Raw genomic sequence first — 25576 nt, forward strand, 5'->3', positions numbered from 1 at the left:
AACCTAACAAAACGACAACAGGGAAATGCGCCAACACTTCCCTGAAGAGATTAAATTAAATCCCTGTCTGATATACAGGGTAATTATAAACTAATCAATACAAAAATATGAAAAAAAATCAGGATTTGTCTGGGGATATAAAATTTCCTGGGCATAAAAAAGTATTAAGGATTATGAAACTAACAGCCTTTTTGATCATGATTTCTATGTTCGGTGTTCTCGCGAACAAAACGTATTCGCAATCAAAAATGCTTAATCTCAACATGGAAAAAGCAACGGTTCGCGAAGTCCTATCTAAAATAGAGGATCAAAGTGAATTTCATTTTATGTATAGTGCTGAAGTCATCGATGTAAACAGGTTAGTTTCAATTAATGTTCAGGATACAAAAATAGATGAAGTTTTAAAATCGCTATTTGCGGGAACAAAGGTTGATTATACAATACAGGATAGATTTATTGTGCTAAGTCTTCCTGAAGATAGTAATGCCACTACAATACAGCAGAAGTCACTTACAGTTTTAGGTAAAGTAACCGATTCATCAAATATGCCGCTCCCTGGTGTAACCGTAGTCTTAAAAGGCACGACAAAGGGTACCATTACCGATTCCGATGGGAATTACATTCTTAATAATGTAGCGGGGGATGCCATTCTGGTATTCTCTTTCGTGGGAATGAAAGCACAGGAAATACCAGTTAATGAACAAACGTCAATTGACGTAACTCTTATAGAAGAGGCTATTGGGATTGAAGAAGTTGTGGCTATCGGATATGGGACGATGAAAAAAAGCGATCTGACAGGATCTGTTGTTTCTGCAAATATTGAAGCATTTCGTGAATCTCCCAATGTAAGTATTTTGCAATCGTTACAGGGTGCTGTACCTGGAGTAAGAATAGGACAAACTAATCAGGCAGGGCAAGAAGCTGGCATTTCAGTAAGAGGAACTTCAACTTTAAATGGATCAACAGATCCTTTAATAATTTTAGATGGCATTATTTACAATGGGAGTATTACCAGATTAAATCCTAATGATATTAAATCAGTTGATGTATTAAAAGACCCAAGTAGTAAAGCAATTTATGGAGCAAGGGCTGCAAACGGAGTTATACTGATAACTTCCAAAAGCGGTAAAGCAAATAAAAGACCGGAAATTAATTATACGGTATCTGCAACAATGCAAACACCAACAAATAATGCACGACTACTAAATCAGGAAGAATTTCTAAAAAAAATAAAAGATATAAACTACGAAACAGCTTATCTTGCCAGTGATTATTTGGAAGAAAATACGGATTGGGATTATTCTCAAAGCGAATTGGTTCTTGCAAACATTGAAGGGATAGAAAATGGAACTGATTTTGATTGGTGGGATGCTTTAACTTCTCCTGGGCATCTCGTAACACATAATCTTAGCCTTAGTGGAGGAACAAAAAATACATCTTATTTTGTGTCGGGGGGGTATACCGATTACGAAGGCTTTTTAATGAATGACGATTATCAACGCTCTTCGGTACGTATTAACATAGAAACGCAAGTAACTCCATGGCTAAAAGCTGGCATAAATACATTTGGCACATTCAATGATTATTCAGGAGTATGCCCTAATATGAGTAGCTTAGCAAAGACATCTCCCTTTGTTTTACCTAAAGATGAAAATGGAGACTATGTCGTTAATCATTTAGGAGACAACATTATAAACCCTTTTCTTGATGCCACGGCAGATGACGAAGATTTAAGGAACAGCATTTCAGGAAATTTTTATGGAATTGTTTCTATTCCCTGGATTAAAGGTTTAAGTTATCGTATTAACTATAGCAATAACCTGAGATGGCAGAGTCACTATTACAGTAACAAATACGACGAAAGTCAGACAGGATCAGCATACAAAGTAAATGCTTCGACAAATGATATGTTATTGGATAATATTGTTACTTATAATAAAAAAATCAATGAAGTACACAGTCTCGAGTTTACTATTGTTTATGGATGTACACAAACAGACTATGAAAAAACAACAGCTTTAGGAACAAATTTTTCGAACCTTGACTTATCGTATAACAGTCTCCAGCAGGCAACTGTCCAAAACATTTCTTCTTCAGCATGGAAAGAGTCATCGCTGTATCAGATGGGGCGTATGAATTACAATTACAAAAATCGCTATTTGTTAACGGCTACTATTCGTCGCGATGGCTTCAGCGGTTTTTCTAAAAATAATAAGTTCGGAATCTTTCCTTCAGTTGGTTTAGGTTGGGTACTATCGGATGAAAACTTTTATAACATTCCGTCTCTTGAATATTTCAAGTTAAGGGGCAGTTACGGTGAAAACGGGAATTTAACAACCCGTTATAGTTCGCTTGCCGTTGTCGAATCTGATGGTTATTCTCAATATGTATTTGGAGATGGAGCTTCAACATCAAATGGGCAAGAACCAACATCTTTAGCTAATAACGAACTAAGTTGGGAAACAACCACCGGATTTAATTTTGGGATAGATTTTGCAGCGTTTAACAATCGCTTAAGGGGTAATATTGAGTACTACCGCACAACAACCACAGATTTATTATGGGATATGACGTTACCTGAAATGACAGGTTTTTCGGACATAACAACTAATTTGGGGAAAATTGCTAATACTGGCTTTGAGCTGGCTGTTTTTACAACACCCGTTAAAGCGAGCAATTTTACATGGAATCTGGATCTTAATATTTCTACAAATAAAAATGAAATAAAAGAACTGATAGGAATAGACGAAGATGGTGATGGCGTTGAAGATGATTTGGTTTCAAGTGGGTTATTTATTGGCGAATCTATTGGTGCGATCTATACATACGAAATCGATGGAATGTGGCAGTTGGATGATGATATAATGACTGGTTTTTTCCCGGGAACATACAGGATCGTAGATCAAGATGGTGATGGAATAATTAGTGCGGCTAAGGATCGGAAAATCCTGGGACACACGGAGCCTGTATACCAATTTGGAATTCAAAATACTTTAAAATATAAAAATTTCACTCTTCGCTTTTTCATTAATTCTATCCAGGGAGGAAAAAATGGATATATGAAGGCCAATAATCCGAGTGGATATTCAACAGGCTTAGCTCAAAACTACAACTGGTTTAATTTTTATGATTACTGGTCTCCTTCTAATCCAAATGCAAAGTATAAGAATAGCTGGTTATCTCCGTCTATTAGTGCTTCTAGATATCAATCAAGAAGCTTTGTGAGGCTGCAGGATATTTCTTTAGCTTACAAGCTGGAGGCTTCATTGTTGAACAAACTGGGAATAGGAGATGCAAAAATATACATTAGTGGCAAAAACCTGTTGACCTTTACCAAATGGGATGGATGGGATCCTGAAACTGGGCAAGGTATTAGCAATGGTAGTGCATACCCTGTAATGAAATCCTATACATTAGGTCTCGACCTTACATTTTAACCTAATAATCTACGAAAAATGAAAATAATAATTAATAAATCGAAATACATTTTACTGTTTATTTTGTTTTCATGTCTCTTCTCGTGTAACGAAAGTGAATTTTTAGAAGAAGAAGCATTAAACTTTTACAGTCTCGAAAATTCGTATCTTACTCCCGAGCAATTCGAAAGTGCCCTTACAGATTTATATGCAAAAGTTCGAATTTACAATTTCGGCGGTGGTGATAATGAATATGGATTTGTCCACTTCTTGGCAACAGATATTGCTTTTCATGCCAGGGAAACTTCTGGCCGTTTTGGGGATTATGATGTTTATATGGTTCCTACGAATAACATTGTTGGAGATGTGTGGGATTTTTGGTACAAAGTAATTGCCAATGCCAACACCATTATTTCACGCTTGGAAAGCTCAGAATTAACCGATGAAGAACAAGTGCTTGTGGGAGTTGAAGCTAAATTTTTCAGGGCTTATGCTTACCGTTACCTAGTGTACCTGTATGGCGGTGTTCCTTTGATACTGGAAGAAGTGACTGCGCCAAAAGATGACTATGTCCGGGCTAGCAAAGAAGAAGTGTTAGAGCAAATGGTCAGCGACTTTAAAAATGCAGCAGAGAACCTTCCCTCCATAAGTGAGGTAACCGATGGGAGAGTTTCAAACCTTGTGGCTTATCATTACCTGGCAGAAACTTATATTTCTTTGGGAAAATATGATGAAGCAATTACGGCCGCTTCAGAAGTTATCAATGATGTAAATACATCCCTTATGACTGATCGTTTTGGAAGCCGGGCGAATGAAGATCCATATGACGAATTTTTGAAATTCACTAAACCCGGTGATGTTTTTTGGGATTTATTTCAGCCTAATAATCAAAACCGTAGGAGTGGAAATACAGAGGCCTTATGGGTCGCTCAAATGGAGGTGGACACGGATGGTGGTTTATTATCTTCGACTAGCAATACAGGAAATTGTTTAGAAAGATGGGCTGCTCCTGCAGGTGGCGGAATCTCTGTTTTTCTGGATCCTGATGGATATGCAGGTACATTAAGTAAAGCACAATCGAACTATAATTCGGCGGGAAGGGGTGTCTCTTTTATACAAAATACGGATTTCTTTTTAAATACTTTATGGGAGAGTGATTTTGATAACGACATTAGAAATTCGGAACATAATATTGTTCGTGATATTGTTTACAACAATCCTGAGTCGGCTTATTATGGGCAAAGTGCTGTTTTAGAAGATGGGACCCTGAATAGTCCAACATGGCAAAACCAACATTGGAGATGGTATCCATATCCAAGTAAAATAACCACACCGGGGAAACATCCTGATGCTTTATTCGAAGATAAAGATAATCTAACACTTACATCTGCTGCGGGGTCAACATATCGCGATATGTATATCTTACGACTTCCTGAAACTTATTTGCTTCGAGCAGAAGCTTATTTCGATAATGGAGATGCAACAAATGCTGCTGCCGATATAAATGTTGTAAGGGGAAGAGCTGAGGCTACTCCTGTAAATGCATCAGATGTAACATTGGATTATATACTGGACGAAAGAGCTCGAGAATTAGTTTATGAGGAGCCTCGCAGAATAACTCTAATGCGCACAAGTAAGCTTGTTGAACGTGTGCGCTTGTATAATCAGCTGAATAGTGATGAAATCAAAGATTATCATAATCTTTGGCCAATACCTTATGCTGATATTGAGGCTAATACAGGGGCAGTTTTAGAGCAAAACCCGGGATATGAGTAATTGTTGATATCCTTTAATCAAGGAAGTATACGAGAAAATCATCTTTAAAAAGCAAAGCTTAGTGATCTAAGCTTTGCTTTCAAAAAAATCTTCTGGATTGTATTAACCGGATATTACGGATTAGTAAATTACTGATTCGCAGATATCATGCAAAACAAAATAAACATATGTTTCTTAGAAAAACATTGGCATTGTTGTGCCTTATATTTTTGGTAACTGGAATAATTTCAGGACAAGACATTAAACAAATTTCGACGAATGATTTGGTCCGATCGGTTATAAAAAAAGGATTGGAAGATACGAACCTTGATCATTATACCGGGATTGTATTGCTTAATGCAATGACTGAATTTTCACTTCTTGAGGGTAATGAAGATATATTAACAGAAACAATAAAAAATTACAGAGAATTTGGCACTGGAGAGATCAAGCCCAAAGGAAACTTCATTTGTTACGAAGCTGGTGGTCCGGGGGCAGCATTCCTTGCCTGGAAAACTGGAGCTAATGAGTTAAAAGAACAGATTGCTGTTACCGCAGCGAAAATGATGAAAGAACAAGTAAGGTCTCCTGAAGGATTAATGACCTCGAAACATGTAACAGATGATACACATAAAGTTTTTATTGACATGGCTTATGCTGTTTCTGCCTATCTTTTATATGCAGGACTTGCTCTTGACAATCAAGAATATATAGATTTTGCTGTTTTTGAAACAGTTGAATTGTTTAAAATTCTTAAAGACAAAAGAACTGGGTTATTGCATCAATCCCGAGGATTCAACGGTCATGGAAATTTTTCAAACGACAATTGGAGCAGAGGAAATGGATGGGGTGCCATGGCCATCTCTAACTTAGCAAGGGATCTTCCTGATTCTCATCCAAGGAAAAACGAGGTGGTTAATTTGGCCCGACAATTTTTCACTGATTTAATTCAATATCAAAACAAAGAAGGATTATGGCACCAGGAAATAACCGATCCAAATTCATATGTAGAGACTTCCGGAAGTGGTTCAATTCTTTATGGCATGGGTATCATGCTTGAAAAAGCGTATCTGGATAAAAAGTATATGAATGATTTTAAAAGGGGCTTGCAGGGATATCTTGACTATATCGAAAAAAATGGATCAATTGGTAATACATGTATTGGGTGTTTATGTCCGGGGAATGGAACAAAGTCTGAATATGCAAAACATCCGTGGGCTTATAATGATCCACATGCCTTTGGTCCGGCAATCATGACTTTTGCCCAAGCTGAGAAAATGGGCATAAAAGAAGTGAGCCCTTTGAAAGAATTGGGATATTACGCTAGTACTCCCAGAACTTATGTCCGGTTTGCAAGGGGAAAAGAAATAGCATGGGAGAATGACCGCATAGCTTTCAGGGCATATGGACCCGCCGTTCAGCATCAGATTGGTAACGGGATTGATGTGTGGGCAAAATCTGTTGATTATCCCATTTTAGATAAGTGGTATGAATTAAATGCACAAGGAAAAGATTACCATACCGATAGAGGTGAAGGCTGTGATTTTTATAATATGGGGTTTAAACGTGGTTGTGGTGGCCTTGCAGTCTGGATAAATGGTAAACCATATCCTTCGGAAACATTCGATTCATATAAAATTAGAAGGAATTATTCTAATAAAATTGAATTTCAACTGAATTATAACACTTGGGATGTCCCGGATTTAGAACTACAGGAGTCTAAAATAATAGAAATGAAAAAGGGCACGAACCTTTTCAAAGTAACAAGTACTTTAAAATGTGAACAGGACAAAGAACTTACAATAGCTATTGGCCTGACCACTTTCGGCAATCCTGAAATTTATCAGGATAAGAAGCATGGTCTCTTGTCTGTATGGGAATCAATCAATGATGAATACGGAGAGCTGGGAACTGCAGTGCTTATCGATCCTGAAAAATTTGTTGGTTTTGCTTCATTTGATGGAGATGAATTTATTCTCATAAAGGTGAAGACAAATATACCTTTCAGTTACTATTCCGGAGCAGGATGGGAAAAAAGTGAATTTTTTAAAAATAATCATGACTGGAAGAAATACATAAAAGAAATTAGAAATACAAAGTTTTAATAGTCCTGTACACAACGCAAGCATTCAAAATAGTAAAACAAAAAATATATGGATAAGAAATTTTTATCGTTGGCAATCCTTTTTTTTGTGGTTGCCTTCACATATGCACAGCAAATTGGCTCATCACCAGAATATATAAAAGCACTAACGGCAGAATGGAAAGGGGAACGTTTCGCTGATGGAAGACCTAAAATTTCAGATAATTTGCTTGAAAGACTGAAGAAAATAACCATTGAGGAAGTATGGGCCGAATTGATCGAACTAGGTTATCACAATCAATTTGAAGGCGACTGGAAACTGATCGATGAAAATGAATCCAGTACAATGACCGGACGCGCAGTCACTGCACAGTTCATGCCAGCTCGTCTCGATTTTGAAAATTATGTTATTGAACAAGGGAAAAAGGAAGGAAGAGCTTGGGAACAACGTCGTACAGTTTCATGGGCGATCAGCACTCTGGTTGAAGGAGATATTTATGTGGCTGACGGATATTGTAAACCGTCATATGGAACAGTAATTGGGTCCAACCTTGGTAATGGTGTTTATGCCCGATCGAAAAATGGTGTAATTATTTATGGCAATGTGAGAGATCCTGAAGGTCTTAGAAAAATTGAAGGCTTTAATGGTTGGATAAAGGGAACCGACCCTTCTTACATGAGAAAAACCTTGTTAACTGGTATCAACACCCCAATACGTATTGGGCATGCAATTGTATTACCAGGCGATGCAGTTTTGGCTAAAAAAGACGGCGTAATTTTTATTCCTCCGCATCTGGTCGAACATATTGTGCTAACTGGTGAAGTGACACGTCTTTTCGACCTGTTTGGTCAGCAACGGATCAAAGAAGGAAAATATTCTGCTGGGGCGATTGATAGTGTTTGGACAGAGGAGATCAAAAATGATTTTCGCAATTGGGCAAAAGAAAATAAGGATAGAATCCCCATGTCTCTCAAGAAATTAGATGAGTATCTAGAAGCTCGAAACTTTTAAAATTTTTAAGAAACCGAAAATAAACATGTCTATGACTAAGTTATCTGTGGGGAAATGTGAATCCTTTTCTCGTTTTTATATTCTTTATATACTTTTTTTCACACTGCTTACTTTTTCTGTAAACGCCCAAATCCCGGGATTCTCAAAATTTAAGAATCAACCATTTGAACGTCCTTCTCACTTGCCTCAATTTACAGCTTCTGATTTTATAATTAACGTGGATCGCATGTCGTTGTATCCAGACGGCTTCATGTTTGGAGACAATCAAACATTGAAAGAACTATTTGATTTCCTTTTAAAAGAACCCAATGGACAAAAATTTTGGATTGAAGAAGCAACCAAAGTGGCAACTATCTTAAATAAATGGGATTTTGACACGAGTGGTTTTGGAGGAGATCGCTACTTCTGGTCTGCAAGACAGCTAAAAGACCTCTCTTTGGTGTATTTATTAACAGGACATGCAGCATTAGGGCAATTTATTCATAGTCATGTAATGAAAATTACCGGAATGCCTTATGAATTTTGGTTAAATGCTGAGTTAAGAGGTTATGATCATGATCATCCGGTAGGGGGATTGGAAACATCCATGTTGTGCAATACTTTTTCCGTCGTGCTTTCTGCTGCAGGAGGATTATTCTCTAGCGAGGAAAAAGAGCAAATTGATGATGCGTTATACAATAAAGGATTAATCCCCTGTTTAAACTGGTTTGAGAAACCATATAAAAGTAATTGGATGGCAGTGATGTGTAATGGGACTTTCGTTGCTTCAAAATATTTAAATAATAAGGAAGGTACATCAGTAGCCGTAAAGTATTTAAAAAAATACCTGAATGATTTAATTGATTCAGATGGTAGCTATGGAGAAGGCACAAGCTATTTCGACTTCCCGATACGATCGCTGCTCCCTACTATAATTGTTATGGAAAATGAGAAAGAACCAGACGTTTTCTCTGTATCAGGTCTTCGTTATTCTTCAAAATGGTTAGCTTATCATTATTTATTTTCACCGGATAAAGATGGGCAAACTTTGCCCAATGTTGTCGATTTTGGAGATAACGGATCGATGGGGAACAGCAGTTTTTCAGGACCTACAAAAAATACGACAAATTTGATATTAGCCATGATGTACAATGACGGTTTGGCAAGTTGGCTAATAAATAAATTTGGAGGATCACTGAATTTATTGGATCGACTGTTACTCTATTCTTACCATAATAAGAGAGGATTACCGAAGCCGAAATCCCCCGAAAAAGAAAAACTACCATTAATAAAGGCTTTTGATAGCGGAAATTGTTTTATCCGATCTTCATGGGACGATAACAGCATTGTCATGGCCATGTGGTCTGGAGGCCATGGCAAGACCGGTTTAACTCATCGACGTCCGGAAGTCAGTTCGATCTGCATGGGAGCCTATGGTGAATATCTTATTGTATCACCAGCTTCTGCTTCTTATCGAAGTCCCTTGCATTATTTATGGGATGCAACAACCCACGCTGCAAACACAATCACCATTGATGATAAAAATCAATTGTTCCCCGGGAAAGGGTCATCTATTTGGGTAAAAACTGATAATTCTGACTTTTGGGAACAAGGTCTGCCAAAATCAGAATTAGTTGAATGTAAGGAAGGAAGAATAGCAGATATACTGGTCAATGAGGCAGCACAGGCATATCACGTTCCAATGAAGTATGTGAGAAGGTCAATTATCTACGTTCGCGATCCGGGATATTTTGTGATTGTTGATAAAATAGAAGCGAGAAGCAGTTCTCATAAATATAGCTGGAGGTTGCATCTGAACAACAGAGATGAACAGGGATCTTTAAAGGAAATTGGAGATGGGCATTGGCAGTTTACACGACCATTGGCAGGACTTGACATTTCTCTTTTCGCAGATACCGAAATTGAAACCGAAATAGGAGAAGGATATTTACATGGTCCGATTCGGGATTATAGTCCTGAAGAAAAAAATGAAGGTAAGCTTGGAAGCTCAATTGAACTGGAAGCCTATAACCTCCAGAATTCCCAATCACTAACTTATTATGCTGTAATCTTTCCTACTAAAGATGGGATATCTGCTCCTGAAATAGAATATGAGAATAATTGTATAACTGTAAACCGAGAAGTTTTGAGTTTTAAAGAGGGGGAATGTACCATTAATCAGAAGGGAAGAATTGAAACGTTCAAACTCTGGTAATCGAAAAAGATAAGAAAATGCTGAATAATTTTGAAAACATAGAAAAGCAACAGAAAGATAAGTTTGAATTACCTACAAGGGGCAAACAGTATTTACACATTTTTCTGAACAAACTACATCTTAAGAAACTCTTATTTGTTGTCTTAATAGCTTCAATATTTTTTTCCTGCAGACAAGATTCTCCTGAAAATGTGAAAGATCTGTTGCGCAAACCAAGTACTGTTGACCAAGCAACTTGCCAGGCAAGGAAACTGACAGGATTGATGACATTGGAAGAACGGTTTAAGCTTGTACGTGGTAATGTTTTTGGCACTTTCCCAGTTGAACGGCTTGGTATTCCTGCTGTAAATTTTACGGATGCAAGCTCGGGTATTAGAATTACTAAAAACTATAGCTATGATAAAACGACATCTTTCCCCTGTCTGCAATTACTCGCTGCAACATGGGATACCACGATGGCCTATCAATATGCGAAATCAATAGGAGAAGAATGTCGAGGTAGTGGAATTCATTTTTTGTTGGGACCGGGAATGAACATTATGCGAAATTCCCTTTGCGGAAGGAATTTTGAATATGTTGGAGAAGATCCATTTTTAGCCGGAGAAATGGTTAAATCTTATGTATTAGGATTGCAATCTACCGGAACAGCAGCCACAATAAAACATTTTATTGGAAATGAAGCAGAATACAATAGGAAAATTAGCAATTCTGTAATATCAAAAAGGGCTTTGTATGAAATATACCTTCCTGCATTTAAAAAAGGTATCGATGCAGGAGCAAAGTCGGTAATGACTTCTTACAATCTGTTAAACGGGGAGTGGACTGCAGAAAGCAAACATTTGGTGACTGATATTTTAAGACATGAACTGAATTTTAAATGGTTAGTAATGTCTGACTGGGGATCGGTGTTTAACGGACAAAAATGCGTTCAGGCAGGTGTTGATATCGAAATGGGAATTGGAAGGGCAATCAGTAGGGATTCTTCCAAGGTTTATGGAACACCTGAGATTGATCGAATGGTTGAGAACATATTAAAGACATGCATTTATGCCGGATACTATGGTGATAATTATACAGATAGCACCTTGTTGTCCAACTGGGGAGAGAGAGAGAAAATAGCCTATCAAACCAATCTTGAAGGGATAGTGCTTTTGAAAAATAAAGGAATACTTCCCATCAGTCCAACAGACAAAAAAATTAAAATCCTTGTATCTGGGAACAATGCTAATAGGATGGAACTGTCAGCAGGAGGTTCTTCACATGTTAAAGGCTATAACAATAGGTCATATTTAATGACATTGCAGGAGACATTTGGAGAAGAGAACATTAGCTATACGGAGAAACCATCAGAAAGAGAATTAAAGTCTGCTACCAACATCCTTTTGTTTTGTGGTTTCCCTCAAAGAGGAAAAGGTTGTGAAAGCGAAGGTGTGGACCGACCTTTTGTGCTACCTGATGATGACCTGATAGCAAAAGCCGTATCTCTAAACAAAAATACAATAATCTGTATCCAAACAGGAGGGGCTGTAAAAATGGATTGGCAAATGCAAGCTGCGGCTATTGTTCAATCATTTTATGGGGGACAGACAGGAGCAAATGCTTTGAGGGATATCTTAATTGGAAAAGTAAATCCATCAGGGAAGCTCCCATACACTTTTGAAAAAAGATTTGAAGATTCACCTGCTGCCGATTACAATGCGGTCACTTCTAATAAATTGCGAAGAGTTCCTGATGATGAGGTGGTGGACGAAAAGTATGCTAACCTTTTTACAAACAGTAAGGACACAGCAAAATTTTACACCTATGATGTCTCTTATGATGAAGGGATTTTTGTAGGATACCGCTGGTATGATAAAAAGGGAATTGATGTCTGTTTCCCATTTGGGCATGGCCTGTCTTACACAACATTTACCTACGATAGCTTATCCGTTGAAAAAATGGATAAGGAAGTAATTGTTGCCTTCAATCTGGCAAATAAAGGAACAATAGCAGGAGATGAAATTGCTCAGTTATATGTAACCGATAAAGAATGTTCGGTTGAACGTCCTAAAAAGGAATTGAAAGGATTTAACCGTGTCTCTCTGCTTCCTGGTGAATCAAAAAAGGTTGAAATAATGCTCAGCCCTGATGCATTTAAATTCTGGGATGAAGATACAAACACATGGAAATTTGAACCCGGAATTTTTAATATAAAAGTCGGGGCTTCTTCGCATGACATAAGATTAAATGCGGATATCGTTTTTGATTAATTCCTGATTGATGCAGATACAGAAATAAGAATTTGTAAATCAAAATTGTATTAAAATGACAACAAATAAATTCATGTCTATTGTAGCTTTTTTCGTATTGACAATTTTCACAGCGTGTTCTTCTCTGCCGCCGAAGGAATTTGCAAAAACAGCAATCTCTATCGGTGTGGTTGTCGAAGATCTTAATAAATCATTGGATTTTTATACCAATGTCGTTGGTATGGTCCCGGTTCGGGAGTTTAGTATTGATGTTGAAAAAGCCAACCGCATGGGGTTGAGTAATGGTGAAAGCTTCGACATAAAAGTACTAAAACTTGAAAATGCAGAACAAGCCACTGAGCTAAAATTAATGTCGTTTAATAACAGCACCAATCACTCCGATCAAAATTACATCCCCGAAGCAAATGGAATAAGATACATGACCATTTTTGTTAATTCCCTGACCCCAATATTAGAACGAATTAAAAATAACCAAGTTGAAACTTTAGGTGAAACTCCAATCATGCTAGATGAAAACCGTCGTTTTGTAGCGATACAGGATCCGGATGGCAATTTTATCGAATTTATTGGATTTGTTAATTCCTTTTAAGTATTATTTATGTATAGTTTGATTGTAAATCAGAAAGAATTCGAAAATAAGAATAGAACATCGAAAATTCATGCTTTATTCTTAATAGGAATTTATTAGGAAACGATTGTTCGATGAGATTTGCATTAAATCTACGGTATGGTATTTAAATAAATTGTAGACATTAATAAAATTATATGATATGACTAGTAACTTAAAAACAAGAAAATTTGCACATGGTCTTCTATTGATAATACTACTGGCTTTATCAATTATTTCATGTAAGGAATCCAAGATTACAAATGAAATTGAAGAGGAAGAAACTTACGAAAGCAAGTATGAAGTAGAAACAATATCAGATGTGGATATAATTGTAGGGACACTTAAACAGGAAATTTTAAATTCGAAAACCGAAATTCATTCAGAAGGAGTTAGTTATTACGTTTCCAATAATGGTAATGATTCGAACGATGGAAAATCGCCAGCAACTGCATGGGCAACGTTGTCAAAAATTAACACAGCTTATTTAGTTTATGGATCAGTAGTCCATTTCGAACGGGGAGGTACTTGGCGAGGAATACTAATTACAAAGTCAGGCATTAGTTATTCTGCTTATGGGGAAGGCGAAAAACCTAAAATATATGGATCGCTTCAAAATTACTCGGTAAAAGAAAACTGGAAAATAACTAATATTCCTAATGTGTATGTTTATGATAAGGAATTTGATAAGGATGCCGGTCTCTTGGTATTTAACGAAGGGGAAGCCTGGTCATACAAAAAAGTAATTGATATTGATGGATTTTCAGGTTCTATAGGAGATTTGAAAAAGGACCTAGAAATGTATCACAATGTTGATGATAAGAAAATATATCTCTATTCAGCAAATGGGAACCCTGCTGACCGTTTTTCATCGATAGAATTTTGTTTAAAGAACACCATTGTACAAATAATGGGGGATAACACCCACATCGATAATCTTTGTGTAAAATACGGTGGGGCACATGGCATAGCTTCAGGTTCCAGAAATAATTTGACAATAACAAATTGTGAACTTGGGTGGATAGGTGGCTCAATCCTGTCTGGAAATTTACGTTATGGGAATGCCATTCAAATATGGGGGAGTTGTAAAAATTTTAAAGTAGATAATTGCTATATATACCAAATTTATGATACAGGTATAACCCATCAGTATAAAAACGAAACATCAACAACAACAATGGTTATGGAAAATGTGGAGTATAGTAATAATTTGATTGAATACTGTACATGGTCTATTGAATATTATCTTAATCAGCCAAATTCCCCAAATGATATTATGAAGAACATACGATTCACCCAGAATGTATGTCGTTTTGCCGGATATGGTTGGGGGGAGCAAAGACCAAATAAATATTATGCCCATATTAAAGGTGGTATAGTTGGGAAAGTAATAAAATTTCCAGCTGAGAATTTTTTTATTGATGGAAATATATTTGATCGAAGCGGGCAAATGTTACTGTCTATTAGTGCCTTAAAAGAAGGGCATCTCCCGGAAATGAAAAACAATATTTACATTCAGGAGAATAGAAAGGATTTTGGAATGTATGGTGTGGATGTAAATAAGGTTTATCCATTTAACCTTGGGATTGGTGAATTGCTGAAGCAAAAGGGAATTGAGGAAAATCCAACTATTATTATCGTTGATTAATACTAAAGGGAAAGTAAATTGAATATTATACTTTGAAAAATAATAACAAAATGAAACTAAAAGGATTAATGATATTTCTTGCATTTGTTATGTTTTGCTTAACTGGAAATGCAAAAAACTATGAAGTTAAATCACCAGACGGTAAGATTAAAATTATAGTGGATACGGAAGAACAAATTGTATGGTCTATAACAATGGATGGGAAGCAAATCCTAAACCAATCTGCTATTGCATTGCAGCTTGAAGAGGAGACCTTAGATAATAGTCCCAGACTAATAAAATCTTCAGTAAAAGAAATTAATGAAACGACTCAAGCAGTTGTCCCATACAAGTTTAAAAATGTAGTTGACCATTGCAATGAATTGTCGTTAAAATTCAAAGGGGACTTTGTATTAAGGTTTAGGGCATACAACAATGGGGCTGCTTACCGGATAGAACTCAGCAGAAAAGGAGAAGTAAAAGTAAAAAATGAAGTTTGTGAATTTAATTTTCCAGCTAATTGCTCTGTTTTGTTTCCTGAAGAAGAAGAACTAATATCACATCATGAAGCATTGTATATCGATACACTTTTAGCTGGAATAAATGATCAAAGGTATTGTGACCTTCCCGTTCTTGTAAATAATGGCGACGGTATCAAGATAGGCATTACAGAAACTGGTTTGTCAGATTTTCCTGAAATGTATTTAAAAGGTACAGGACGAAATGCACTAACGGCCCTATTTCAAAAGTTGCCCCTGAAAATAGAACGGTTAAATGATCGGTTCACATCTGAAAAAATAGTTGAAAATGCACCATATATAGCTCAGACATCAGGGGAGCGGACATTTCCATGGCGGTGCCTTATGTTTGCCCGTGAAGATAAAGAGTTAATTGAAAACAACCTTCCCTATATTTTGGCTGAAAAGTGTGTCTTAGAAGATGTCAGCTGGATCAAACCAGGGAAAGCAGCCTGGGAATGGTGGACTGCCTGTAATGTTTTTAATGTGGATTTTAAATCAGGGATAAATACTGAGACCTATAAGTATTACATTGATTTTGCATCAGACTATGGATTGGAATATATTGTAATGGACGGTCGCTGGTCAGATTACGTCAAATTAGACCAGCCCAATGCAGATGTAAATATCCGTGAAATAATAAGTTATGGGAAGAATAAAGGGGTTGGTTTGATTGTTTGGGCACATTGGCGCCCTTTGGTCGATAAACTTCAAGAATACCTGGATTTATATCAAAAATGGGGAGTAGTTGGGTTAAAGGTTGATTTTATGATCCGCAGTGACCAGCAAATGGTTAATTATTATGAGGAGATTGCAGCCGCAGCTGCTGAACGTAAACTGCTGGTTGATTTTCATGGTTCATTTAAACCAAGTGGGCTTCAACGAAAATATCCGAATGTTGTAAATTTCGAAGGTGTAATTGGAGGTGAACACAACAAATGGTCAGATTCGGTAACACCTGCACATAATCTGACTATTCCTTTTACGAGGATGTTGGCTGGTCCAATGGATTATACGCCCGGGGCAATGATTAATGAGACAACTTCAGGTTTTAGGGATAATAATGATATACCGATGAGCCAGGGTACACGTTGTCATCAGGTAGCAATGTATGTTGTTTATGAAGCCCCCCTTCAAATGCTGTGTGATAATGCTTCTCATTACCTAGCTGAACCAAAATTTACTCGTTTTATTTCCCAAATACCGACAACCTGGGACGAAACAATTGCCCTTGCCGGGAGAGTTAAAGAATATTTGGTTGTTGCACGTCGGAACGGTGATAAATGGTATGTCGGGGGGATGACCAATTGGACTGAAAGGGAACTGGAAGTTGATGTGGGCTTTCTTGGAGAGGGAGATTGGGAAATCCAATGTGTGTCAGATGGTGTAAATGCTGATCGTTATCCTTCAGATTATCTTCTTGGTATGGGAAAGTTGGAAAACAAGAAACTGAAAATACGCATGGCACCAGGAGGAGGCTATGCTGCGATACTCAGAAAATGTGATAAATGAGAAGAGTAGTCAACTAAGAATTTTAAAAACGATGATTAAGAAACTACTACTACTATTTTGCGTAGGCTTTACATTTTGCACAAAGCCTTCTAAAGAAGCAGACCTTCCAGATAAATTTGATAACGTATTCGTCTTAGGAAACTCAATTACTCTCGGGTTTGGGACACATGGTATGGCTTCCAGCGATATTAATACCGATTATTATTATTGGGTCCATCAGTATTTATATTTGAAAGATAATGAATTGGTTATGGAAAGGCATAGTGGTAAGCCATGGGAAGCTGGTAATGATGGGGCATTAGATGGACTTAGTGAAGTTCGTTTAGCCTATTTAGAAAACACCGTTGCTGAAAACATAGATGGAACAGAAGATCTTGTCATCATACAACTAGGAGATAATGTTAATACCGATGACAAGAAGAAGCATTTTAAAGAAGATGCAGTTGTTTTGATAAATTGGTTTAGAACAAAATGTCCTGATGCAAAAATCCTTTGGGTATATGGTTGGTATAATTTGACATCCAATATGCCACTTCTAAAAGAGGCAATTCTTGAAGCAGGAGGATGTGAGTTAGTTGATATATCTGGATATTCAAGCTATGCCAAATACAAAAGTGAAACAGGAAATAAATATGTTGACAGGAATGGAAACATTCAGAAGATCACCTCGACGGGTGTTGCAAGTCACCCCGGAGATTTGGGGATGGAAATGATTGCCAAGTCAATTTTGGAAGTATTGGAATAATATCAAACTATGCAATTTCAACCTCATCCTTTTTCCGGAAATATTGGGGATACCAACTAAACTTGATGATAATTGAATATAAACAATTAAAATAAAAACGAATGAAACTTAATTGCGCATTCTTAATACTAGTATCTGCAATGATATTTAGTTCTTGCAGTAATTCAAAATTAAAAAATACGGATACATCTGCTCCAGAAAAAGATGATTACTATGTAGCAGCCTACGTATGGCCATCATGCCATCATGATGAGCGTTTTGGCGATATGCTATGGCCTGAAGGCATTGGCGAATGGGAAGTCATAAAAAAGGGGGACCCCCGTTTTGAAGGGCATTACCAACCAAGACAACCTTTGTTGGGATATGGAATGGATAACGACCCGGAAGTAGTGGAAAAGTGGATTGATATGGCTGTTGACCATGGAGTAGATCTTTTTGTTTATGACTGGTATTGGTTTGACGGTGGCCCTTTTTTGGAGAGTGCACTTAATGACGGTTTTCTGAAAGCAAAAAACAATTCAGAAATGCAGTTCTACATCATGTGGGCCAACCATGATGTAAAACGTAATTATTGGAATGTACACAAATTTAAAGATGATACTTCTCTGCTTTGGGACGGAGCTGTTGATTTTGAAAATTTCAAAAATATTGTAGACAGGGTAATTAATCAGTACTTCAAACTGCCGAACTATTTTAAGATTGATGGGAAACCCGTGTTCTCGGTTTTCAGCTCGGGCAATTTAATCGAAGGTTTAGGAAGTCCTGAAGAAGCTCGCAAAGCATTGGATTATTTCAGGGACGAAGTTAGAAAGGCAGGTTTCCCAGGATTGCACATCCAGCAAAATAATGGAGGAGGCAATATCATGTCCCAAAAAGAAGCTTCTGATTTTTCTGAAAGAGTTACCAAATTGGGCTATAATAGTGTGGCCATGTACAATATGGGAGGTACCAAAGTTGATTATTTGGCATATGGTGCAAATTCACGGAAAATTCGGGCACAAATGGATTCTGTTTTAGATATACCTGTATTTCCATGCGTTTCTATTGGTTGGGATGATACGCCAAGATTTCCTGCTAAAGGGGAAGATAAAGTTGTTCATTATCACAATACACCGGAAAGTTTTGCTGCCTTGCTGCAAAAAGCTAAGGAATATACAGACAACCATCCGGAACAACCCAAGATCATAACCATTAATGCCTGGAATGAATGGGTAGAAGGCAGTTACCTATTACCAGATATGCTTAATGGTTTTGGTTATTTGGAGGCCGTGAAAGATGTTATTATAGAGGGAAAGTACGATAGGTATTAAGTGACTTTTATATAAAACCGAATAAAAACCAAAAAATGAACAACCTGTTTTTGAATAATAAATCGATAAAAAGATTAATCGTAAGATTATTACTTGTTTTCCTGCCATTCAATTTGATGGCAGAGATAAAGCTACCAGCTATTTTATCCGATAATATGGTATTGCAGCAGCAAAGCAATCCTCTTTTATGGGGAGAAGCAAAACCTTTCAGTGTTGTTAAAGTAGTAACATCCTGGAATAATAAGGACTATAAAACCAAAGCTGGTAATGATGGTTCCTGGAAAGTTCAAATTGAAACTCCGGAGGCAGGAGGCCCATACGAGATAACAATTGAAGACAATTCAAAACTCACCATTAAAAATGTACTAATCGGTGAAGTTTGGTATTGTTCTGGCCAATCAAACATGGGAATGCCCTTACGCGGTCATTATAATGCGCCTGTTCTGAATTCCAATGAAGTGATAGCTAAATCGACTAATGAATCAATTCGGCTATTTACAGTCGGTCGAAAAACCAGTTTTGAGCCTCTAACTAATGCAAAAGGACAATGGGATTTATGTGAGCCAAAAAATGTTGGTGATTTTAGTGCGACAGCCTACTTCTTTGGCCAAATGTTGCAGGAAGCCCTTCATGTTCCTGTTGGCTTAATTAATTCGAGTTGGGGAGGAACTAATATTGAAACATGGATGAGCCCCAATAGTATCAAACAGTTTGATTTTATTAATATTCCATCAAAAGATGAGACCGACAGACTTTCTGAAGCTTATCCCAAGACTCCATCGTTACTTTTCAATGGAATGGTATCCCCTATTTTGGATTTTACGATTCGTGGAGTAATTTGGTATCAGGGAGAGGATAATGTTACCCGTCCAGCAGAATATCAAAAGCTATTGCCTTCTCTGATAGAAGGCTGGAGAGAAGAATGGGGAATTGGAGAGTTTCCATTTTACTATGCTCAGATTACTCCTTTTTATTATGGTTCCAATTTGAACTCTGCCTTTTTAAGAGAAGCCCAGCTAAAAGCTTTAGAGAAGACTCAAAATACAGGTATGGCCTGTTTGCTTGATGTTGGGGAAGAGGCAGAAATACATCCTTCAAATAAAAAAGCAGTTGGACAAAGATTGGCTTTTCTTGCCTTGTCAAAAACCTATGATGTTCAGAAAATAGAATCTTCAGGCCCCATTTTAAAAGATATAACAATTCATGACAATATTGCTGAACTAACCTTTGATCATGCCTCAAAAGGCTTAACTTCCTTTGGCAGGGAATTATCAAATTTTGAGATAGCTGGTGCGAACAAACGCTTTTTTAACGCGAAAGCATTTATTACTAAAAAAGGAAGAGTTCGAGTCTACTCTGATTGGGTTGCTAAACCCGTAGCTGTGCGATACGCCTTCAAGAATTTTGTTGTTGGGGACTTATACAATACCGAAGGATTACCTGCATCTTCATTTCGAACAGATGATTGGGAGGAATAAAGCAGTTTGAGCCCAAGTACAACTAACTTGGTGAGTAAGGGAGTTCAACTATACTTTTAAAAGAATAAAAATCAACAGATAATAGAGATGTTAAATATGAAAATAAGAATAGTGTTCCAGTTATTTATTTTACTATGTTTTATCGGGATACATCAAGGTACTTATGCGGATAACCTAGAAAGTCCAATAAGATTGGGAATAGATAATGAAGAAAAGAAAATTGTTTTTTCCAGGGGTGACTCAATTTTGATACAGATTGATTCAATATGCTTTAATTTTCGCTCACCTGAAAGTATGTCAATAGTAAGTGAGAGCAATCAATTAACGGTATTGCAATTAACTTACAAATATATTCCGGATGTAAAGGGAGGTTCTGTTTACAAGGATTGGAAGGTTAAAGTTGAATTTATTTCCAATAGAAACTATTGGCATATAAAGGCTGACGCTCCATGGGCAAATAATTTTACTATTCATTTGGCCGATTCAGGAGAACACTTTTTTGGGGTACAGGAACGAAATTATCCAAGTAACCAGTTATCGCCTGATTTGAGAGGAGAATCAATAACTGTTGCTGTAAACGGCGCAGATTATCTCTATTCTGAGAATTTTGCTTCAGCATGGTCCGCCTTTTATTATAATAGCCTTGGCTATGCCTCTTTTTTTGATACGTTTTATGAAGGAGAGTACAAATTTGGCAACAGAGGGACAACACAATTATTTCATACAACTTCTGAATTGGATTGGTACCTCTTTTTTGGAAAGGACGGGAATGAAATTTTTAACGGCTATTATTCGGTAATTGGAACACCAAAATATATTCCTTTGTGGGCATGTGGATCAATTGTTTGGAGGGATGAAGCCAAAGGAGGGAAAGTACAAATACTGGATGATGCCAAATTATTTACTGATTTACAGATCCCAATTTCAGGGATGTTACTGGACAGACCTTATTCGGATGGTTCGCAACGCTGGTCGAAAATGAATTTCAACGAAAATTTTTCTTCACCTGAAGTATGGATCAAAGAATTGAAAGATGTTTATGGTTTAGAGCTTATTACATGGGTTGCGCCTATGACTTTTTCGGATCATGATTTTCCTGGATTGTTACCAGGATTTCAGGGATATATGGATTTAACTGACTCAGTTGCAATTAAAGAATTTGAAACTCGTTTAGCAAACGAGCAATACAAATATGGTGTAAAAGGTCACAAAATGGATCGGGCTGATGAGTTCTTTCCTTACGTTGAACATTGGTCAGATAAATCTTCTTATCGTACTCATAGAAATAAATACATTTTTTTGTATTCAAAAACAATAGATTCCTTTTTGGAAGAAGCATGGGGCAAAGATCAGTTTAATCTTTCCCGAAGCGGTTTTCAACGATGCCAACCTCATTTAAGTGCGATATGGGGAGGAGATCCCAGATCCAGTTGGGATGGAATGGCGGGCAATCTTGCCAACGCCATGCGAACAAGCTTTATGGGATTTCCTAACTGGGGATCTGATGTGGGAGGTTATCTGGGGGACACAGGTGTCATTCCTGATGAGTTATACATCAGGTGGTTACAATGGGGAGTATGGACTGGCCTTTTCGAGATTAAATATGATGGCGCAGGAGGAAATGGTTCAGATCGAGCTCCATGGAACTGCTCCGAGAATGTTCAAAGCACTTTCAGAAAAGCATGCATTCAAAGAAATCAGCTTGTCCCATATATTTATTCTAATTTGAATACAGCTTCAGTAAATGGGACGCTAATGAAACCACTAAGTATGATGTACCCAGGAGATGATCATACTTACCAGTTGTGGAATGAGTATTTGTTTGGTAATAATTTTTTGGTTGCTCCGGTTACTTCATCGGAGAATAAAAGAGAAGTTTATTTTCCTGAAGGAGTTTGGATAAATTATTACTCACCCGGCGAAAAGATTGCGGGCTCACAAACGAAATTGGTAGATTGTGGGTTGGAACACATACCCATTTATATAAAAGAGGGTTCTGTATTCGTAACAGGTGACATAAAACTGGGAAACAACAACCATTGGAAAAAAGGAAACGACTTTTTTGTGATCAATGCTTTTCCTTCAAATAAGAAAACGAATTCATATTTTGATTTGGTTGATATGTTCGATCAGGACAAAATCAAACATATCGTGATGGATAATAATTCAAACGAAATAAACATTATTTCACCACCGCTTTCACTTGATACCAAAATCAGCATACTTGTTCAGAAACAGCTATACAAAGTGTTTTTGAATGGGAAAAGGATTAGAAGTGAACGAAGTCAGGAAAATTTTTGTGAAATAAATATTAAAAAAGGAATTGAGATTAACCTAACAGTAAAATATGAGTAAATATACTTTCTTAAAGGTGTTCTATTAATGAAGCCATCAGGTTAAAACAAAGCAACCAATCATTTGGGAAAATGGAATAACGATTATTCCATTTTCCTAAATGATGAAGGTTTTACCTAAAGACGGTTAGCACGGCCTAAGGAGGCGTATTTACAGCGTAAGTTAAAACCATGAGAAATTGGAAAAAGCAAATATTGATTTTTTTAGTTACACTGTTATTAAATCCAATTGCAGGATTCAGTACTGATTCGGTTCTAAATCAAAGAACAGATTGGAACGCAAAATGGATTAACTGTGAAACCAATACTGATACCATAAATGCATGGACCATTTACCGCAAAACGTTTGCCGTCGAGAAAGCTGTAAAAAAGGCCATTGCCAATATTGCAGTTGATAGCAAATATTGGTTATGGATCAATGGTGAAATGGTTGTATTTGAAGGAGGGCTAAAAAGAGGCCCAAGCCCTGAAGATACATATTATGATGAAGTTGATTTAAGTTCATATATCCAGCAAGGTAAAAACAGTATTGCCATTCTAACCTGGTTTTTTGGGAAACATGGGTTTGCTCATAATTCAAGCGGTAAAGCCGGGTTGTTGTTCGAACTGGATATTGACGGCAAGACATCAGTTATATCCGATCAGTCATGGAAATGCATTAAAAATCCGGCATATTGGCATTCAACAGAAGGGACTCAGCCCAATTATAGATTATCTGAGTCCAATGTACTGTACGATGCCAGCAAGGAAATCGAAGGGTGGCAAACGAGTGGGTTTGATTGTTCGAACTTGAATAATGCGACGGAACAAGGGGAAGCAGGATGTGCTCCCTGGAACAAATTGATCAAGCGACCAATCCCATTATTTCAGGATTTTGGAATTCAGATTTTCGAAAAGCAATATCCATTTATTGCAGACGGAGATACCATCAAATGTAAATTACCGTACAATGCCCAAATAACTCCATTTTTGGATATTACTTCAGAGGCTGGTCAAGAAATTGCAATGTTAACCGACAATTACCTTGGAGGTTCAGCGCCCAATGTAAGGGCTGAATACATTACAAAATCAGGCGATCAGGAATATGAATCTTATGGTTGGATGAACGGTCATGAGCTTTGGTTTGTCATTCCGAAAGGAGTAACAGTCAATAAACTTGGTTACCGTGAGACTGGTTTTAATACCGAATTCGCAGGTTCATTCGAATGTAACGATTCTTTTTATAACCGATTGTGGCAAAAGTCACTACGTACCTTGTATATCACGATGCGGGATAATTACATGGATTGCCCCGACCGGGAACGTGCGCAGTGGTGGGGTGATGTGGTCAATGAAATGGGTGAAGCATTTTATGCCTTGGATGTTAATTCCCATTCGCTGGCTAAAAAGGGGATTTATGAGCTAATGAACTGGCAACGGGAAGACGGGACAATTTATTCACCGATTCCAGCAGGTAACCGGGATAAAGAATTACCCATGCAAATGCTCAATAGTGTTGGCTATTATGGTTTCTGGACCTATTACTGGTATACAGGCGACAAAGCGACCATTGAAGCTGTTTATCCAAAGGTGAAAAAATACCTTGATGTTTGGGAGTTGGGAGAAGATGGACTGGTTGTTCCCAGAAAGGGAGAATGGCCATGGGGCGACTGGGGTGACAATAAGGATATGACTATCCTTTATAACTGTTGGTATTACCTGGCATGCAAAGGCTATGCCCTAATGTCTGAATTGATGGATAACCCAACTGGAAAAGTTTGGGCAGAACAACAGATGAGTTCAATAGAAGCCAACTTTAATAAGACCTTTTGGACGGGGAAAGAATACCGTTCTTCTGATTACGACAAAGAAACCGATGATCGGGCTAATGCAATGGCCGTATTATGTGGTTTTGCCGAACCGAAGAATTATCACTTGTTAGAAGAGGTACTGGATGAACAGCGCCATGCAAGTCCATATATGGAAAAGTATGTTTTGGAAGCCCTGTTCAAAATGGGATATCCGGAATTAGCTTTGAGCAGGATGAAAAATCGTTTTTCAAAAATGGTAAACAGCGAAATGACAACCTTATGGGAAGGTTGGGGCATTGGCAAGCAAGGGTTTGGAGGTGGAACAATAAATCATGCTTGGAGTGGTGGTGGATTGACGCTGCTATCACAATATGTCGCTGGAATTGAGCCGCTAAAAGCCGGGTTTGAGAAAATACAGATAAAGCCTTACAAGACTCAATTAACTGATGTTAAAGCTGAAGTTGAGACAGTAAAAGGAAAACTTACTGTCAATCTTAAATATGGGGATAATGGTTTAACCCAACAAATAAGTTCCCCGGTATCCATGCAATTGACTTTCCCTTATGAGGTAAGCCAAATTCAATCAATCCTAATTAACGGGAAAGAATTATCTAAAATGAAACTAAGAACTTATAGAGAAAAGGCCTTCTTGACTTTACCCAAAGGGGATTATTACATAAATGTTATTGTTAGCTAATGATAAGAATACTGTTAGTTAGGTTTATTGTACTGCTTATGAAAAAGTACAGATGATTAAACGTGAAAATATAATGAGAGAGGATGGTAGTTGTTTGAAAATTAGTACTAAAAAATTAATTAAGAAGATGATAGATATTGAGGAAAGTATAGTGGATGGTGCTCATTAGGTAAAGTAAAATCATGATTATAATTTTTGGATTGTAATTTCTACACGAGTTAAACAAATT

At 37.2% G+C, this 25576-nt stretch carries 14 protein-coding genes; all 14 read left to right on the forward strand.

Annotated elements, in window-relative coordinates:
- The first annotated feature begins 107 nt into the window (after positions 1-107).
- The 14 genes from GR929_RS00085 (at position 108) to GR929_RS00150 (ending at position 25347) form a co-directional block, all read left to right on the forward strand.
- The gene (locus GR929_RS00085; protein ID WP_201300855.1) at positions 108-3437 is read left to right on the forward strand and encodes a TonB-dependent receptor; all 3330 of its coding nucleotides are present in this window, start codon (positions 108-110) and stop codon (positions 3435-3437) included.
- 18 nt (positions 3438-3455) lie between these two features.
- Entirely contained in the window at positions 3456-5192 is a 1737-nt protein-coding gene (locus tag GR929_RS00090) for a RagB/SusD family nutrient uptake outer membrane protein (RefSeq protein ID WP_159516881.1), read from the forward strand.
- A gap of 167 nt (positions 5193-5359) precedes the next feature.
- Entirely contained in the window at positions 5360-7276 is a 1917-nt protein-coding gene (locus GR929_RS00095) for a DUF4861 family protein (RefSeq protein ID WP_262886031.1), read from the forward strand.
- Between the two features lie 48 nt (positions 7277-7324).
- Positions 7325-8266, forward strand: a complete 942-nt coding sequence (locus GR929_RS00100; protein ID WP_159516883.1) for an RraA family protein — start codon at positions 7325-7327, stop codon at positions 8264-8266.
- Between the two features lie 31 nt (positions 8267-8297).
- The gene (locus GR929_RS00105; RefSeq protein ID WP_159516884.1) at positions 8298-10460 is read left to right on the forward strand and encodes a heparinase II/III domain-containing protein; all 2163 of its coding nucleotides are present in this window, start codon (positions 8298-8300) and stop codon (positions 10458-10460) included.
- 263 nt (positions 10461-10723) lie between these two features.
- Entirely contained in the window at positions 10724-12709 is a 1986-nt protein-coding gene (locus GR929_RS00110; protein ID WP_235934031.1) for a beta-glucosidase, read from the forward strand.
- 55 nt (positions 12710-12764) lie between these two features.
- Complete coding sequence (locus GR929_RS00115; protein ID WP_159516886.1) at positions 12765-13298, forward strand: VOC family protein; 534 nt, start codon at positions 12765-12767, stop codon at positions 13296-13298.
- A gap of 181 nt (positions 13299-13479) precedes the next feature.
- Positions 13480-14964, forward strand: a complete 1485-nt coding sequence (locus GR929_RS00120; RefSeq protein WP_159516887.1) for a hypothetical protein — start codon at positions 13480-13482, stop codon at positions 14962-14964.
- 50 nt (positions 14965-15014) lie between these two features.
- Positions 15015-16973, forward strand: a complete 1959-nt coding sequence (locus GR929_RS00125) for a glycoside hydrolase family 97 protein (protein ID WP_159516888.1) — start codon at positions 15015-15017, stop codon at positions 16971-16973.
- Positions 16974-17004: 31 nt separating this feature from the next.
- Positions 17005-17718, forward strand: coding sequence for an SGNH/GDSL hydrolase family protein (locus GR929_RS00130; RefSeq protein ID WP_159516889.1), 714 nt, complete (start codon positions 17005-17007; stop codon positions 17716-17718).
- Between the two features lie 101 nt (positions 17719-17819).
- On the forward strand, positions 17820-19028 hold the full coding sequence (locus tag GR929_RS00135; protein WP_159516890.1) for a glycosyltransferase WbsX family protein: 1209 nt from the start codon (positions 17820-17822) through the stop codon (positions 19026-19028).
- Positions 19029-19078: 50 nt separating this feature from the next.
- Entirely contained in the window at positions 19079-20506 is a 1428-nt protein-coding gene (locus tag GR929_RS00140) for a sialate O-acetylesterase (RefSeq protein ID WP_201300856.1), read from the forward strand.
- Between the two features lie 294 nt (positions 20507-20800).
- Positions 20801-22861: a TIM-barrel domain-containing protein gene (locus GR929_RS00145; RefSeq protein WP_159516892.1), complete on the forward strand. Its 2061-nt coding sequence runs from the start codon at positions 20801-20803 to the stop codon at positions 22859-22861.
- Positions 22862-23031: 170 nt separating this feature from the next.
- Positions 23032-25347, forward strand: a complete 2316-nt coding sequence (locus GR929_RS00150; RefSeq protein WP_159516893.1) for an alpha-L-rhamnosidase-related protein — start codon at positions 23032-23034, stop codon at positions 25345-25347.
- Positions 25348-25576: the final 229 nt, after the last annotated feature.

Source organism: Sunxiuqinia indica (assembly GCF_009847015.1).
In the GTDB taxonomy this organism is placed as follows: domain Bacteria; phylum Bacteroidota; class Bacteroidia; order Bacteroidales; family Prolixibacteraceae; genus Sunxiuqinia; species Sunxiuqinia indica.

Coding starts and splice junctions, on each gene's coding strand:
- GR929_RS00085 (WP_201300855.1), top strand. CDS start 108: ATGAAAAAAAATCAGGATTTGTCTGGGGATATAAAATTTCCTGGGCAT.
- GR929_RS00090 (WP_159516881.1), top strand. CDS start 3,456: ATGAAAATAATAATTAATAAATCGAAATACATTTTACTGTTTATTTTG.
- GR929_RS00095 (WP_262886031.1), top strand. CDS start 5,360: ATGTTTCTTAGAAAAACATTGGCATTGTTGTGCCTTATATTTTTGGTA.
- GR929_RS00100 (WP_159516883.1), top strand. CDS start 7,325: ATGGATAAGAAATTTTTATCGTTGGCAATCCTTTTTTTTGTGGTTGCC.
- GR929_RS00105 (WP_159516884.1), top strand. CDS start 8,298: ATGACTAAGTTATCTGTGGGGAAATGTGAATCCTTTTCTCGTTTTTAT.
- GR929_RS00110 (WP_235934031.1), top strand. CDS start 10,724: ATGACATTGGAAGAACGGTTTAAGCTTGTACGTGGTAATGTTTTTGGC.
- GR929_RS00115 (WP_159516886.1), top strand. CDS start 12,765: ATGACAACAAATAAATTCATGTCTATTGTAGCTTTTTTCGTATTGACA.
- GR929_RS00120 (WP_159516887.1), top strand. CDS start 13,480: ATGACTAGTAACTTAAAAACAAGAAAATTTGCACATGGTCTTCTATTG.
- GR929_RS00125 (WP_159516888.1), top strand. CDS start 15,015: ATGAAACTAAAAGGATTAATGATATTTCTTGCATTTGTTATGTTTTGC.
- GR929_RS00130 (WP_159516889.1), top strand. CDS start 17,005: ATGATTAAGAAACTACTACTACTATTTTGCGTAGGCTTTACATTTTGC.
- GR929_RS00135 (WP_159516890.1), top strand. CDS start 17,820: ATGAAACTTAATTGCGCATTCTTAATACTAGTATCTGCAATGATATTT.
- GR929_RS00145 (WP_159516892.1), top strand. CDS start 20,801: ATGTCAATAGTAAGTGAGAGCAATCAATTAACGGTATTGCAATTAACT.
- GR929_RS00150 (WP_159516893.1), top strand. CDS start 23,032: ATGAGAAATTGGAAAAAGCAAATATTGATTTTTTTAGTTACACTGTTA.